The sequence below is a fragment of the Streptomyces sp. NPDC046379 genome (genome assembly GCF_055587785.1).
The window spans coordinates 91,205-105,473 of sequence record NZ_JBVJFP010000016.1 but is presented as its reverse complement, the minus strand read 5'-3'; the positions used below and the strand labels follow the sequence as shown (position 1 = coordinate 105,473).

Here is a 14,269-nt window from a genome sequence, read left to right as displayed (position 1 = left end):
GCCGAGCGCCAGCCCGGCGGGTCCGACGCCCACGACGACGGCCGGGACGACGCGGTCGGGGCGGAGGAGCCGGCGTGCGGCGGGGTGGGGGAGGTCACGCGGAGATCATGGCGGCGGGCGGTGTGGCGGGGCAGGGGCGCGGGCGCCCCTGCCTCCGCCGAACCTGCCGGATCGGTGCCGGAGCCGGGTCCCGACCCGTCGTCCGGGCGGGCCGCCTCTCGCGGTCAGCCCGCGACAGCCGGCGGATGGACGGCGCCTCGCTGGAGGCGGAGCTGGCCGATCTCCGCGACGTTCTTCATCAGTTCGGCGTTAACCCAGGCGATCATGTGCGCGAGGGTGTGCCGGGGGTCGTTCTGCCACGGGAACGGGGCGGTCGAGTCCAGGTCGGCATCGGTCAGCCGGTCCAGGGCCGCCAGCCAGTCCGCGCGCAGGCCCCGCAGCCACTCGACGGCCGGCTCGCCCGCACCCGGCCAGACCACCTCGCCCCGCTCGCGGGGCGCTCTGCCCCCGGCATGGTCGATGGCCACGCCCCACCACCAGCCGATGTGCCAACTCAGCCAGCCGATGGTCGGTACGGGAACGGGGTCGGGCTCGCTCTCGGCCCAGTCCGGAATCCACGTTCCGTCCTCGGCCCGGCGTACGGTCCAGCAGTTCGCGACGGGCTCCCACAGGAAGTCGTCGGGTTCGAGCCTGTCCAGGTGGTACTCGAACAGCGACCAGGTCAGGTCGAACTGCCAGCGGAGCAGGCCGAGCGCGGAGGGCGGCACAGGTTCGTTTCGGGGATCGGACACCGGCCGACCTTCGCACACGTCGACGCCGTGGGGAATCGAATTGTTCGCCGGCATACGGACCGGACGGCGCCGGCGGTCCTGAGCCGGGGCGCGGTGTCGGAACGCGCTCAGCCCAGGCGCGGGATCTCGATCGCGGGGCAGCGGTCCATGACCATGTCCAGGCCGGCCGTGCGGGTCCGGTCGTAGGCCGCCTCGTCGACGACGCCGAGCTGGAACCAGACCGCCCTGGCGCCCTTGGCCACCGCCTCGTCGGCGATGCCCCCGGCGAGGTCGCTGTTGACGAAGACGTCGACCACGTCCACGTCGAAGGGGATGTCCGCGAGGGAGGCGTAGCCCTGTTCGCCGTGCACCGCCTCCGCCTTGGGGTGGACGGGCACGATCCGCTTGCCGAAGCGCTGGAGCGTGCGGGCGACGCCGTACGCCGCGCGGTCCTGGTTGGCCGACAGACCCACCACGGCCCATGTGTCGCCCAGCTCCGTGAGGATCCTGCGGACCGCCGCGTCGTCGCCGTACACCATGAGCACTCCTCGCGCCTCGTCGCCCTGCGGCCGGTCGGCGCCGGCCGTCGACCGTACAACGGGCGGACGCCCGCACGGATTCCCGTCCGTGCCGGTTGTCCTGTGTGCAAGGGGAGGCAGGGCCTGGATAACCGGTCCCCGTCGTCTGCCCTGCCTGCAACGGGGAGCCCGCATGGTTTCCGGGCCCGTGCCCATCCGCCCTGCGCGCCGGCGCCGGTCCGCCTAGGCTCGCCTTGTGCTGCGCATCATCGACGCCCGGACCGGCGAACCGGTCGCCCCCTACGCCGCCCGGCGGGCGCCCACCCGTGTGGAAGCCCATGTGCCGGGCGCCGATCTCACGGGCCTGCGGGTGCTGCTGGCCGCCGACGTCCTCGTCCGCGCCCTCGAACTCGGCGGCACTCCGGTGTGGTGCGTGCTCTCCGGTGCGGACCGTGCGCAGGAGCTGCGCGCCGCCGCCGCGTCCCTCGGCATCCGCCCCTTCGAGGACCGCCGCGGCGCGGACGCAGGGCCGGTGGAGCGGCAGGTCGTGCATGTGGCGGCGGAGGGGCACGGCACGCCGGACGGGGTGAGGCTGGCGGTGGCGGCCGTGGAGCCGCCCGGGATCGTGCCGGGGCCGGACCCGGCCGCCCTGCGGCTGGCCTTGCTGTCCGGGTCGAGAACCGTGCCGCTGCGGCTCGACGGGACCGCCGTCGCCGAGGCCGGCGACACCCTCGCCCGCTGGCGGAGTGCGGTCGCCGCGTGGGCGCGGCAGCCGTCGAGGCCGGTCCCCGAAGACGTCCGCGCGCGGCTCGCGGACGCCTGGGAGGACGACCTGGACGTCCCCGCGGTCCTGGACGTCCTGCGCGAAGTGGAGAGCCGCGCGGACCTGCCGGACGGCGCGCGGTTCGAGACGTACGCCTACGCCGACCGGCTGCTCGGTCTCGAACTCGTGCGCGACGTGGGAGCGTCGGGGTGACGCCGCGCGCGGGAGCGGGTCCGCTGCGCCGGCTGGTGGTGCTGCGGCACGCCAAGTCCGCCTGGCCGCCGGGCGTCCCCGACCACGAGCGCCCGCTCGCGCCCCGCGGCCTGCGCGACGCCCCGGCCGCCGGGCGCGCGCTCGCCGACGCCGACTGCCTGCCCGACCTCGCCCTGTGCTCCACCGCCGTACGCGCCCGGCGGACCTGGGAGCTGGCGTCCGCGCAGTGGGGCGCCCCGCCGCCCGTACGGCACGACCGGCGGCTGTACGGGGCCGACGCGGACGCCCTGCTCGAGGCCGTGCACGAGGCGCCCCCGGAGGCGGGGACGCTGCTCCTGGTCGGGCACAACCCGGGCCTTGAGGACCTGGTGCTCACGCTCGCCGGAGACGGTCTGGACGACGCGCTGGAACGGGTCCGGGTGAAGTTCCCGACCGCGGCCGTCGCCGTGCTCGCCTGGCACGGCACGACCTGGCGGGACCTCACGCCCGGCACGGCACTGCTGACGGCGATGACCGCGGCGCGCGGCGAGAAGCGGCGGTAGCGCGCCCTGGGGCGGCCGTGGCCGGTCGCGGCGCACGCGTGCGGTACGGGCGGCCGACGGTGAGGCGGCGTGGTCGTGACGGCCGCAGGGCACGCGCGCGTGCGAAGCGGCGGCCGGTCGTCGGGAGCAGGGCCCGGCCGCCGGGCGGGAGGGCACGCGCGCGTGCGGCATAGGCTGTCCCGATGCAGGACGAGTACCGCACCGTCGCCCGCGCGGGCGTGCACGAGACCGAGATCAATCGCTCGCGCTTTCTGTGCGCCCTCGCCCCCGCGGCCACCGAACGGGAGGCCCAGGAGTTCATCGCGGCCGTGCGCAAGGAGCACGCCGACGCCACCCACAACTGCTGGGCGTACGTCATCGGCGCCGACGCCGGCATCCAGAAGGCGAACGACGACGGGGAACCGGGCGGCACCGCGGGCCTCCCCATGCTCCAGATGCTGCTGCGCCGCGACATGCGGTACGTCGTCGCCGTCGTCACCCGGTACTACGGCGGGGTCAAGCTCGGCGCCGGCGGCCTGATCCGGGCGTACGGCGGAGCGGTCGGGGAGGCACTGGACAGCGTCGGCACCCTCACCCGCCGCCGGTTCCGGCTGGCCACGGTGACCGTCGACCACCAGCGCGCCGGCAAGATCCAGAACGACCTCCGGGCGACCGGCCGCGCGGTGCGGGACGTGCGCTACGGGGAGGCGGTCACGATCGAGATCGGGCTGCCGGACGCCGACGTGGACGCCTTCCGCGGCTGGCTCGCCGACGCCACCGCGGGCACGGCCGGCTTCGAGCTGGGCGGCGAGGCGTACGGGGACGTGTGACCTGCACCGCATCAAAACACGGCGACAAAAGGGTACTTGTCGTAGCTGGAGCCATATGTCCGTAATAGGCGGCCGGTTGGCGGGCGTCGCGGGGTGACGCGGGAGTAATCGCCCGGGTTGTCGGACCCGGCTGTTAGTTTCGGGAATCATGAGATTGCTGCACACGTCCGACTGGCACCTCGGCCGGGCCTTCCACCGGGTGAGCATGCTCGGCGCCCAGGCCGAGTTCATCGGCCACCTCGTCGCCACCGTGCGGGAGCGCGACGTGGACGCCGTGGTCGTGTCCGGAGACGTGTACGACCGGGCGGTGCCGCCGCTGGCCGCGGTCGAGCTGTTCGACGACGCCCTGCACCGGCTCGCCGACCTCGGCGTGCCGACGGTGATGATCTCCGGGAACCACGACTCGGCCCGCCGCCTCGGCGTCGGCGCCGGGCTGATCCGCCGCGCGGGCATCCACCTGCGCACCGACCCCTCCCACTGCGGTACGCCCGTCGTCCTCTCCGACGAGCACGGCGACGTGGCCTTCTATGGGCTGCCGTATCTCGAACCCGCCCTGGTGAGGGACGAACTGGGGGTGGAGAAGGCGGGGCACGAGGCAGTGCTCGCCGCCGCCATGGACCGGGTCCGCGCCGACCTCGCCACCCGTCCCGGGGGCACGCGGTCCGTCGTCCTCGCCCACGCCTTCGTCACGGGCGGCCAGGCCAGCGACAGCGAGCGGGACATCACCGTCGGCGGAGTGGCCGCCGTCCCGGCCGCCGTGTTCGACGGGGTGGACTACGCCGCCCTCGGGCATCTGCACGGCTGCCAGACCATCACCGACCGCGTGCGCTACTCCGGCTCCCCGCTCGCCTACTCCTTCTCGGAGGCCGGCCACCGCAAGAGCATGTGGCTCGTCGACCTCGACGCCGACGGAACCGTCACCGCCGAGCGCGTCGACTGCCCGGTACCGCGCCCGCTGGCCCGCATCCGCGGCACCCTGGAACAGCTCCTCGCCGACCCGGGCCTCACCCGGCACGAGCAGTCGTGGGTCGAGGCCACCCTCACCGACCCGGTGCGCCCGGCCGAGCCCATGGCCCGCCTCACCGTGCGCTTCCCGCACGCCCTCAGCCTCGTCTTCGACCCCGACCGGGCCCCCGACGAGCCCGGCGTGTCCTACGCCCGCCGCCTCGCCGGCCGCAGCGACCAGCAGATCGCCGAGGACTTCGTCGCCCATGTGCGCGGCGCCGGCCCCGACGAGCACGAACGGACCGTGCTGCGCGACGCCTTCGACGCCGTGCGCGCCGAGCGGACCCTCACGGAGGTGGCGCGGTGAGGCTGCACCGGCTCGACATCACCGCCTTCGGACCCTTCGGCGGCACTCAGGGCGTCGACTTCGACGCCCTGTCCGCGGCCGGCCTCTTCCTGCTGCACGGACCGACCGGCGCCGGCAAGACGTCCGTCCTGGACGCCGTCTGCTACGCGCTGTACGGCGCCGTACCGGGCGCCCGCCAGAGCGGGCAGGGCATCACCCTGCGCAGCGACCACGCCCCACCCGGCACCCGCACCTCCGTCACCCTCGACCTCACCGTCGCTGGCCGCCGGCTGGAGATCACCCGCCGGCCCCCCTGGGAGCGCGCCAAGAAGCGCGGCAAGGGCACGACGCTCGACAAGGCCGAGACCTGGCTGCGCGAGCACGACCCCGTCACCGGCGCCTGGAAGGACCTCAGCCGCTCCCACCAGGAGATCGGCGAGGAGATCACCCAGCTGCTCGGCATGAGCCGCGAGCAGTTCTGCCAGGTCGTCCTGCTGCCCCAGGGCGACTTCGCCCGCTTCCTGCGCGCCGACGCCGAGGCCCGGGGCAGACTGCTCGGCCGGCTGTTCGACACCCAGCGCTTCGCCGACGTCGAGAAGCGCCTCGTCGAACGCCGCCGCGCCGCCGAAGCCGGGGTGCGCGACGCCGACGCGGCGCTGCTCGCCGAGGCGCACCGCATGCAGCAGGCCGCCGGCGACGCCATGCAGCTGCCCGAGCTGGCGCCCGGCGACCCGGGCCTGGCCGACGCCGTCCTCGGCGCCGCCGCCGTCGCCCGCAGCACCGCACGCGAGCAGCTCGACATCGCCCGCTGCCGCCTCGCCGCCGCAGAGGCCGCCCGCGCCGCCGCCGGCCACACCCTGGACGACGTCCGTGAAGTCGCCCGCCTCCAGCGCAGGTTCGCCGACGCCACCGAGCGGGCCCGGCTGCTGCAGGCACGGTCCGACGCCCACCACGCGGACCGGCAGCGCATGGAACACGCCCGCAAGGCCGAGGCCGTGGCGCCCGCGCTGGAGTTGCGCGAGGCCGCCGAAACCGAACACCGGCGGGCGGTCGCGGCCGACGCACGCGCGCGTGCCGCGCTGCCCGACGCCCTCGCCGAGGCCGAGGCGGCGGGGCTCACTGCCGCCGCGCGCCGCACCGCCGAGGAACTGGGCGGCCTCGCATCCGCCCGCCGCGCCGAGCGGCGCCTCGCCGAACTCCGCGCCGAACGCGCCGACCTGGACCGCCAGGAACGCGCCGACGCGGAGCTGCTGGAGGAGGCCGAGGCATGGCTCGACGGTTGGGAGGCCGTACGCGGCGCCCTCCAGGAGCGCGTCGACGCCGCCCAGGAGGCCGCCTCGCAGGCCGAGCAGCTCGCCGTGCGCCGCGAACCCGTCCAGCGGCGGCTCGACGCCGCGCGGCTGCGCGACCGGCTGGCCCGCGACACCGAGGCCGCCCAGCGCACCGCACTCGCCTCCGCCGAGACCGCCCTGCGCGCCCGCACCCACTGGCTGGACCTCAAGGAACAGCGCCTGAGCGGCATCGCCGCCGAACTCGCCGCGAACCTCCGGGACGGCGAGCCCTGCGCCGTCTGCGGGGCCACCGCACACCCCGCCCCCGCGCGGAAGGTCGCCGGACACGTCGACCGCGCCGCCGAGGAAGAGGCCCTGGCCGCCTACCAGCGCGCCGACGAGGCACGCGCCGAGGACGAACGGCGACTGGGCCTCGTACGCGAGGCGCTGGCCGCCGCTGCCGCCGAGTCGGGCGACACGCCCACCGACCGGCTCGCCCAGGAGACCGAGGAACTGGAGCGGCTGTACGCGCGCGCCCGCCGGGACGCCTCCGGGCTGCACGCCGCCCACGAGGAACTGCGCCGGGCCGAGCAGGAGTACGAGCGGCGGATCGCCGACCGGCAGCGGGCCGCCGTCGGCACCGCCTCCCGGCTGGCACGCCGGGAGGCCCTGGAGCGTGAACACACCTCCCTGGAGGCAGAGTTGACGCTTGCACGCGGCGCCGCGGCCAGTGTGGCCGAGCGCGCCGCCGAACTGGAGTCGCGGGCCGCACGGCTCACCGAGGCCGCCGAGGCCGCCCGCGCCGCCGAGGACACCGCGCAGCGGCTCAAGGACGCCGACGCCCGGCTCGCCGACGCCGCCTACCGCGCCGGCTTCGACACCCCCGCGAGCGCCGCCGCCGCGCTGCTGGACGACGCCGCCCACCGCGAGCTGCAACGACGGCTGGACGCCTGGCAGGCCGACGAGGCCGCCGTACGCGCCGTGCTCGCCGAAGAGGACGCCGCTGCCGCCGCCCGCCGGCCCGCCGCCGACCCGGACGCGGCGGAGTGCGCCGCTGCCGAGGCGGACCGGCGGGTGCGCGCCGCCGCCTCCGCGTGCGACGCCGCCGCCCGGCGCTGCGCCGAACTCGACCGGCTCTCCGCCCGCGCGGCCGCCGCCGTGCGCCGGCTCGGGCCACTGCGCGAGGAGTACGACCGGGTGTCCCGGATGGCCGGGCTCGCGGTCGGCACCTCCGCCGACAACGAGCGCCGGATGCGCCTGGAGGCGTACGTCCTCGCCGCCCGCCTGGAACAGGTCGCCGCCGCCGCGACCGCGCGGCTGCTGCGGATGTCGTCCGGCCGCTACACCCTCGTTCACTCCGACGACCGGTCCGGACGCGGGCGCAGCGGCCTCGGCCTGCACGTCGTCGACGCGTGGACCGGACGCGAGCGGGACACGGCGACCCTGTCGGGCGGCGAGACCTTCTTCGCCTCCCTCGCCCTCGCCCTCGGCCTCGCCGACGTCGTCACCGACGAGGCGGGCGGCGTCCGCCTCGACACCCTCTTCATCGACGAGGGCTTCGGCAGCCTGGACGACCAGACGCTGGACGAGGTCCTGGACGTGCTCGACTCCCTGCGCGAGCGTGACCGCAGCGTCGGCATCGTCAGCCACGTCGGCGATCTGCGCCGCCGCATCCACGCCCAACTCGAGGTCGTCAAGGGCAGATCGGGGTCGACACTGCGGCAGCGCGGCACCGGTCAGCGGCCGAGCGGACGCCCCGGCAGCGGCGAGGAGTAGACGACGCTGGTGGTCACCGAGCCCAGCGCGGCGATCTTCCCCGAGACCTCCTCCAGATGGCGCATCGAGCGGGTGGCGACCTTGATGACGAAACAGTCGTCGCCCGTGACGTGATGCGCCTCCAGGATCTCGGGCGTCACCGCGACGAGGTCGTGGAACGGCTTGTAGTTGCCGGTCGGATAGCGCAGCCGCACGAAGGCCAGGACCGGCAGGCCGAGGCGCTCCGGGTCGACCACCGCCGCGTAGCCCTTGATGATCCCCGCCTCCTCCAGGCGGCGCACCCGCTCGGTGACCGCGCTCGCGGACATCGAGACGGCCCGGGCCAGTTCGGCGAAACTGGCCCGTCCCTCCCGCTGCAGGACGTCGAGAATGCGCCAGTCGGTGGCGTCCGGGGAATACGCGGTCATCCCCGAGAGATAACAGCGAAATCCCCGGCCGAGCAAGCAGAACGCCGGGGATCGCGGCTTCAGGGGCCGGGACGGCCGCCGTACCTTTCTGGCATGACCTCCACCACCAGCGTGAACCCCGTCCTGCGCGTCGCCCCCGCCCTCCCCGCCGACGCCGCCGCCCACTTCCGGGCGAGCCTCGCCTTCCACGCCGACGTCTCCGATGTCGCCGCCGCCCTCTCGGCCGGCGGCGACCCCGGGTTCGTCCTCCTCGACTCCCGCTCCACCGAGGCCTGGGACCAGGGCCACGTCCCCGGCGCCGTCCATCTGCCGACCGCGCTCGTCCCGGAGCGGGCGGAGCGGCTCCTCGACCGGTCCGTGCCCGTCGTCACCTACTGCTGGGGCCCCGGCTGCAACGGCGCGACCCGCGCCGCCCTCGCGCTCGCCGAACTCGGCTACCGCGTCAAGGAGATGCTCGGCGGTTTCGAGTACTGGGTGCGCGAGGGCTTCGCGTACGAGACGTGGCAGGGCACGGAGCGCCGTCCCGCCGATCCGCTCACCGCGCCCGCCGGGGCCGACTGCGGCTGCTGAACGGGCCGTTGGGAGGGCCGTCGGGAGCGGCTCGACGGGTCGCCGGGGAGCGGCTCACAGCGCCGACAGCTCGTCCACCAGGTCGTCCAGGCCGAGGGAACCCTGCGACAGGGCCGCCATGTGCCAGGCCTTGAGGTCGAAGGCGTCGCCGTGCCGCCTGCGCGCGTTCTCCCGGCCCAGCAGCCACGCCCGCTCGCCCAGCTTGTAGCCGATCGCCTGACCGGGAATCGTCAGATAGCGGGTCATCTCGCTCTCGACGAAGTCCGCGGGCCGGCTGGTGTGCGCGCCGAAGAACTCCTGTGCCAGCTTCGGGGTCCAGCGCTCGCCCGGCCGGAACGGCGAGTCCGCGGGGATCTCCAGCTCCAGGTGCATGCCGATGTCCACGATGACCCGCAGCGCGCGCATCATCTGCGCGTCGAGATAGCCCAGCCGCTCCTCCGCGTCGGCGAGGAAGCCCAGCTCGTCCATCAGACGCTCCGCGTACAGCGCCCAGCCCTCGGCGTTGGCGCTGACCATGCCGACGGTGGCCTGGTACCGGGAGAGGCTCTCGGCGACGTGCACCCACTGGGCGAGCTGGAGGTGGTGGCCCGGCACGCCCTCGTGGTACCACGTCGACACCAGGTCGTAGACCGGGAACCGGGTCGCGCCCATCGTCGGCAGCCAGGTGCGGCCGGGACGCGAGAAGTCCTCCGAGGGACCGGTGTAGTACGGCGCCGCCGCGCTGCCGGCCGGGGCGATGCACGACTCCACCCGCCGCACCCGCTCGGCGAGTTCGAAGTGCGTGCCGTCCAGCGCCTCCACCGCCCGGTCCATCAGGTCCTGCAGCCACTGCCGGACCTCGTCGACGCCCTCGATGTGCCGGCCGTGCCCGTCGAGGTGGGCGAGCGCCTCCCACGGCGTCCCGGCGCCGGGCAGGATCTTCTCGGCCTCCTGCCGCATCTCGGCGTGCAGCCGGTGGAACTCCGACCAGCCGTACGCGTAGGCCTCGTCCATGCCGAGGTCGGTGCCGTTGTAATACCGCGCCCAGCGGGCGTACCGCTCGCGGCCCACCGTGTCCGGGGCGCCCTCGATCGCCGGGGCGTACGTGCCGCGCAGCCAGTCGCGCAGCTCCGCCACGGCCGCGGTGGCCGCACGGGCGGCGTCGTCCAGCTCCGGCCGCAGCGCCCCGGGGCCGGCGGACGCGAACTCCTCGAACCAGCCGCGACCCGCGCCGTCGGACTCCGTCCACTCGCCGAGCTGCCCGATGAGCGCGGCCGTCGGCCGGGGCGCCCCGTACAGCTCGCGCTCCAGCCCCAGCGCCAGGGACGCGCGGTAGCCGGCCAGCGCCGCCGGCACCGCCCGCAGCCGGGTCGCCACGGCGGCCCAGTCCTCGTCCGTCGCCGTCGGCGTCACGGTGAACACCTCACGCACATGGTGCACGGGCATACCGAGGTTGCCGACCGCGCGCAGCCCTTCGCCGGCGTCGTGCACGGCGAGTTCGGCGGTGAGCCGCTCGCGCAGCAGGCGCGCGCACCGGCGCTCGGCGTCACTGTCCGCGCCGGGCCGCCGCTCAGCCTCGGCCAGCCGAGCGAGGGTGCGGCGCGCCAGCTCCGCCACCGCCTCCTGCCCCTCGGGCGAGAGGTCGGGCAGGCGGCTCGAACTCTCCTTCACACCCAGGTACGTTCCGGTGATCGGGTCGAGGGCGACGAGGTCGTCGACGTAGGCGTCGGCGATCTCACGGGGCAGCGGGTTCTCGGTCTCTGACATGCGGACCATCCTCGTACGAGGGCCCGCCGGGCGTCATCCGGATTGAGCCGGGACCGACGGGCCGCTCCCCGGCGGCAGCAGCGGGCCGCAGTCCCACTGCTGGAAGATCAGCCGGGTCTCCACCCGGGCCACCTCCCGCCGTGCCGTGAACTCGTCCAGGACCAGTCGCTGCAAGTCCGTCATGTCGGCGACCGCGACATGGACGAGATAGTCGTCCGGCCCGGTCAGATGGAAGACGGTCCGCGACTCCGGCAGCGCCCGGATCCGCTCCACGAACGGCCCCACCAGCTCCCGCCGGTGCGGCCTGACCTGCACCGACAGCAACGCCTCCAGCCCGCGGCCGAGTTTGGCCGGATCCAGGCGCAACTGATGCCCCAGGATCACGCCCGCCCGCCGCAACCGCGTCACCCGGTCCAGACACGTCGACGGCGCGACGCCGACGTGCGCCGCGAGCTCCCGGTAGGTCGTCCGGGAGTCGTTCTGCAACAGGCGCAGCAGATGCAGGTCCACCGGATCCAGTACGACAGATTCCGCCATCGGCCGAACGTAGCACGGGATGGGACCCCCATCACCCGCGCGGTGTTCACGCTTCGCCGCATGGACTCACGCAGGCACGCCGACGACGACACACCCCTCGTACCGAGAGCGCTGGCCACCGAGGCCGTGCACGCGGGCCGCGACGACCTCGCCGCCCTCGGACTGCACGCCCCGCCCATCGACCTGTCCACCACCTATCCCAGCCGCGACAGCCGCGAGGAGGCCGCCCGGATCGACGCCTTCGCCGCCACCGGCGCCGAACCGGACGGACCGCCCATCTACAGCCGGCTCGGCAACCCCACCGTCGCCCGCTTCGAGACGGCCCTCGCCCGGCTGGAGGGCACCGAGGCGGCCGTCGCCTTCGCCAGCGGCATGGCCGCCCTGAGCGCGGTCCTCCTCGTCCGCTCCTCGCTCGGGCTGCGCCACGTCGTGGCGGTACGGCCGCTGTACGGCTGCAGCGACCATCTGCTCACCGCCGGCCTCCTCGGCTCGGAGGTGACCTGGACCGACCCGGCGGGCGTCGCGGACGCCCTGCGCCCCGACACCGGGCTGGTCATGGTCGAGACCCCGGCCAACCCGACGCTCGCCGAGATCGATCTGCCCGCCGTCGCCCACTCCTGCGGCTCCGTCCCGCTGCTGGTGGACAACACCTTCGCCACACCCGTCCTGCAGCGGCCGGTGGGGATGGGGGCGCGGCTGGTGCTGCACAGCGCCACCAAGTACCTCGGCGGGCACGGGGACGTGATGGGCGGAGTCGTCGCCTGCGACGAGGAGTTCGCGGGCCGGCTGCGGCAGGTGCGGTTCGCCACCGGCGGGGTGCTGCATCCGCTTGCCGGGTATCTGCTGCTGCGGGGCCTGGCGACCCTGCCGGTGCGGGTGCGGGCCGCGTCGGCGACCGCCGTCGAACTGGCCCGCCGCCTCGCCGCCGACCCGCGCGTCGCCCGCGTCCACTATCCGCGCATCGGCGGTGCGATGATCGCCTTCGAGGTGCACGGCGACCCGCACGCCGTCATCGGCGGCGTCCGCCTCGTCACGCCCGCCGTCAGCCTCGGCAGCGTCGACACCCTCATCCAGCACCCGGCGTCCATCAGCCACCGCATCGTCGACGCCGACGACCGGCGGGGCGCGGGCGTGAGCGACCGGCTGCTGCGGCTGTCGGTGGGCCTGGAGGACGTCGAGGACCTGTGGGCCGACCTGGACGGGGCGCTCGGCGGACGGCCGACCGGGTCGACGGGCCGGTACGACGGGGAGACGGCAGCCGTGTGAGCGACGGCTCGGCGCAGGAACGGGCGCGACAGCCGTGGTCCGGACGTCGTCGGTCGCGGTCCGCTCCCGGTCTCGGCAGCGCGGCCGGGAACGGACCGCGGCTCCGTTCCCGGCCGCTCGGTGGCCCTGCTCCGCATCGGCGGGAGCAGGACGCGCGCCTCTTCGATCGGCCGGGGCGGCGACCGGAGCGCCACGACGGCGCCGACGGCGGTGAGGGCGAGGGCCGCGTCGGCACCTGCGCGGCGGCAGCCGTGGGAGGCGTGCGGGGCCGGCGCCATGGCCGGCCGGGCCGGTTCCCGAAGGCGGAGGCCCTGTGTCCGGGCGGAACGGCCTCACGCCGGCCGCCCGGACGCGGTCGCGTCGCCTCAGTCCCGGCTGACCGGCAGGCCGAACCGCTGCTGGTCGTACGGCAGACCCGAGCCGACCGCCGTCGTGTCCAGCCGGGCCGTGATCACCAGGGTGCCCTCCTCGATCTGGTAGTCGAGGGGCAGCCCCAGCCCCCGCATGGCCGCGACCATGCCGGTGTTGGACGCCTGCGTCACCGCGTACACACCGGCGCAGTTCGCCTCGACGGCCATCGCGACCAGCCGGCGCAGCAGTTCGCTGCCGATGCCGCGCCGCTGCCACTCGTCCTCGACGAGCAGCGCGACCTCCGTCTCGTCGCCGTCCCACAGCAGATGACCGAGCCCGACGATGCGACCCGAGGCGGTCTGCACCGCGAGCGTCCGGCCGTGGCGCGGGCTGAGCAGGTGGTCGAGGTAGCGGTCCGCGTCGCCGACGGGTCCGTGGTAGCGCATCGACAGGGTCCGCTCCGAGCAGCGCTCGTGCATCTCCTTCGCCGCCTCCAGGTCGCCGGTGTCGGCCCGCCGCACGGTGATGGCGTTGCCCTGCGGCAGCGTCAGCACGTCCTGGCTGCGCGGAATGCGCGGCCCGAGGCGGGCGTCCAGCTCGACCAGGGCCCGGGCCCGCGCGAACTCGGTCGGCGTGAACGGGAGATAGGGGCGCTCGACCGTGATGACGCCGCCCTCCGGCGCCCGCAGCCGGATCACGGTGTCCTCCAGGGCGCCCTCCACCGGTACGCCCTCCGTGGGCTCGCCGCTGTGGCCCGGTGCGGCGGGCAGCGAGCGGATGGTGCACCGGCCCAGCAACTGGCGCAACGCCAGCGGCAGTTCCGCGGCGTCCAGCGCGGTGCGGGTGGCGAGGCCCAGGATGCGGGTGGGGGCGTCGACCAGATCGTGGGCGTCGGCCCGCTCGATCCAGGTCCCCGTGCCGCCCGCCTGCGCGACCGCCCGGGTGATGTCGGAGGCGGCGAGGTCACCGGGCGCCCGCAGCAGGAACTCGTCCACCGTGCCCCGGCCCAGCGGGTGCGTCTGCAGGCTGAGAATGTCGACCCGGCGCCCGGCCAGGGCCGTGCACAGCGCCGCCAGCGAGCCCGGTTCGTCCTTCACCGTCGTCCGCATCCGCCACAGCGCGCCGTCCCCGGACCGCTCGGGCTGCGCGGACCGCCCGGCCTGCTCCTCGGCGGAGGGCGGCCGGGCGTCGGTATCACTCGTCGGCGGTGCGTGGCCGTGGCGGCGTGCCCACCACACGTGGAAGGCGGCCGTGGCCAGCAGGACGGCCGCGGAGACGATCAGCAGCGCCGGACCGTCGGGCCCGTGCCCGATCATGTTGGCCACGGCGTCGGCCACCGCCACGGCGGTGAACAGCGCGGCGAGTTCCACCACGTCCCGTCGCCAGTGGTGCACTGGGCGCCCGTTCCTGGCGCGCCTCACATCAGACAGTTCTCGACT

The 14,269-nt window shown here is 75.2% G+C and carries 13 protein-coding genes; 7 read left to right on the top strand and 6 right to left on the bottom strand.

The features are described from left to right. Nucleotides 1–224: 224 nt before the first annotated feature. Entirely contained in the window at nucleotides 225–791 is a 567-nt protein-coding gene (locus tag ACZ6KF_RS26210) for a DinB family protein (RefSeq protein WP_356630908.1), read from the bottom strand. A gap of 107 nt (nucleotides 792–898) precedes the next feature. Next, nucleotides 899–1,306, bottom strand: a complete 408-nt coding sequence (locus tag ACZ6KF_RS26205; protein ID WP_356631034.1) for a CoA-binding protein — start codon at nucleotides 1,304–1,306, stop codon at nucleotides 899–901. 238 nt (nucleotides 1,307–1,544) lie between these two features. On the opposite strand from ACZ6KF_RS26205, the gene ACZ6KF_RS26200 reads away from it, so the two are divergent. From ACZ6KF_RS26200 to ACZ6KF_RS26180, 5 genes are all read left to right on the top strand, one after another. Beyond that, nucleotides 1,545–2,264 (top strand): hypothetical protein, encoded by a 720-nt coding sequence (locus ACZ6KF_RS26200; RefSeq protein WP_356630906.1) that lies wholly within the window; start codon nucleotides 1,545–1,547, stop codon nucleotides 2,262–2,264. Then, nucleotides 2,261–2,806: a SixA phosphatase family protein gene (locus ACZ6KF_RS26195; RefSeq protein ID WP_356630904.1), complete on the top strand. Its 546-nt coding sequence runs from the start codon at nucleotides 2,261–2,263 to the stop codon at nucleotides 2,804–2,806. Before ACZ6KF_RS26200 ends, ACZ6KF_RS26195 begins: the two co-directional genes overlap by 4 nt. Before the next feature lie 182 nt (nucleotides 2,807–2,988). Beyond that, on the top strand, nucleotides 2,989–3,615 hold the full coding sequence (locus ACZ6KF_RS26190) for a YigZ family protein (RefSeq protein ID WP_356630902.1): 627 nt from the start codon (nucleotides 2,989–2,991) through the stop codon (nucleotides 3,613–3,615). 148 nt (nucleotides 3,616–3,763) lie between these two features. After that, nucleotides 3,764–4,927, top strand: coding sequence for an exonuclease SbcCD subunit D (locus ACZ6KF_RS26185; RefSeq protein WP_469159947.1), 1,164 nt, complete (start codon nucleotides 3,764–3,766; stop codon nucleotides 4,925–4,927). Continuing rightward, nucleotides 4,924–7,953, top strand: a complete 3,030-nt coding sequence (locus ACZ6KF_RS26180) for an AAA family ATPase (RefSeq protein WP_469240590.1) — start codon at nucleotides 4,924–4,926, stop codon at nucleotides 7,951–7,953. The genes ACZ6KF_RS26185 and ACZ6KF_RS26180 overlap by 4 nt, the downstream gene beginning before the upstream one ends. On the opposite strand, the gene ACZ6KF_RS26175 is transcribed toward ACZ6KF_RS26180, so the two are convergent. Further along, on the bottom strand, nucleotides 7,914–8,360 hold the full coding sequence (locus tag ACZ6KF_RS26175; protein ID WP_356630896.1) for an Lrp/AsnC family transcriptional regulator: 447 nt from the start codon (nucleotides 8,358–8,360) through the stop codon (nucleotides 7,914–7,916). The two genes, ACZ6KF_RS26180 and ACZ6KF_RS26175, sit on opposite strands and share 40 nt — an antisense overlap. A gap of 93 nt (nucleotides 8,361–8,453) precedes the next feature. Here ACZ6KF_RS26175 and ACZ6KF_RS26170 point away from each other — a divergent pair, with 93 nt between their 5' ends. Beyond that, a complete protein-coding gene (locus ACZ6KF_RS26170) occupies nucleotides 8,454–8,930 on the top strand; it encodes a rhodanese-like domain-containing protein (RefSeq protein ID WP_356630894.1) in 477 nt (158 codons plus the stop codon). 54 nt (nucleotides 8,931–8,984) lie between these two features. Here the strand turns inward: ACZ6KF_RS26170 and ACZ6KF_RS26165 are convergent, their stop codons facing one another. Continuing rightward, nucleotides 8,985–10,676: a DUF885 domain-containing protein gene (locus ACZ6KF_RS26165; RefSeq protein ID WP_469240588.1), complete on the bottom strand. Its 1,692-nt coding sequence runs from the start codon at nucleotides 10,674–10,676 to the stop codon at nucleotides 8,985–8,987. A 33-nt stretch (nucleotides 10,677–10,709) separates the two neighbouring features. Further along, entirely contained in the window at nucleotides 10,710–11,213 is a 504-nt protein-coding gene (locus ACZ6KF_RS26160; RefSeq protein WP_356630890.1) for an Lrp/AsnC family transcriptional regulator, read from the bottom strand. A 60-nt stretch (nucleotides 11,214–11,273) separates the two neighbouring features. On the opposite strand from ACZ6KF_RS26160, the gene ACZ6KF_RS26155 reads away from it, so the two are divergent. Next, nucleotides 11,274–12,479, top strand: a complete 1,206-nt coding sequence (locus tag ACZ6KF_RS26155; protein WP_469240586.1) for a trans-sulfuration enzyme family protein — start codon at nucleotides 11,274–11,276, stop codon at nucleotides 12,477–12,479. Nucleotides 12,480–12,844: 365 nt separating this feature from the next. Here ACZ6KF_RS26155 and ACZ6KF_RS26150 read toward each other — a convergent pair whose 3' ends face one another. Beyond that, nucleotides 12,845–14,224 (bottom strand): GNAT family N-acetyltransferase, encoded by a 1,380-nt coding sequence (locus tag ACZ6KF_RS26150; RefSeq protein ID WP_469240584.1) that lies wholly within the window; start codon nucleotides 14,222–14,224, stop codon nucleotides 12,845–12,847. Nucleotides 14,225–14,269: the final 45 nt, after the last annotated feature.

What these genes read in the sequence shown, in the direction of transcription:
- ACZ6KF_RS26190 (WP_356630902.1), top strand. Translation starts at nt 2,989, where the DNA reads ATGCAGGACGAGTACCGCACCGTCGCCCGCGCGGGCGTGCACGAGACC.
- ACZ6KF_RS26185 (WP_469159947.1), top strand. Translation starts at nt 3,764, where the DNA reads ATGAGATTGCTGCACACGTCCGACTGGCACCTCGGCCGGGCCTTCCAC.
- ACZ6KF_RS26175 (WP_356630896.1), bottom strand. Translation starts at nt 8,360, where the DNA reads ATGACCGCGTATTCCCCGGACGCCACCGACTGGCGCATTCTCGACGTC.
- ACZ6KF_RS26170 (WP_356630894.1), top strand. Translation starts at nt 8,454, where the DNA reads ATGACCTCCACCACCAGCGTGAACCCCGTCCTGCGCGTCGCCCCCGCC.
- ACZ6KF_RS26165 (WP_469240588.1), bottom strand. Translation starts at nt 10,676, where the DNA reads ATGTCAGAGACCGAGAACCCGCTGCCCCGTGAGATCGCCGACGCCTAC.
- ACZ6KF_RS26160 (WP_356630890.1), bottom strand. Translation starts at nt 11,213, where the DNA reads ATGGCGGAATCTGTCGTACTGGATCCGGTGGACCTGCATCTGCTGCGC.
- ACZ6KF_RS26155 (WP_469240586.1), top strand. Translation starts at nt 11,274, where the DNA reads ATGGACTCACGCAGGCACGCCGACGACGACACACCCCTCGTACCGAGA.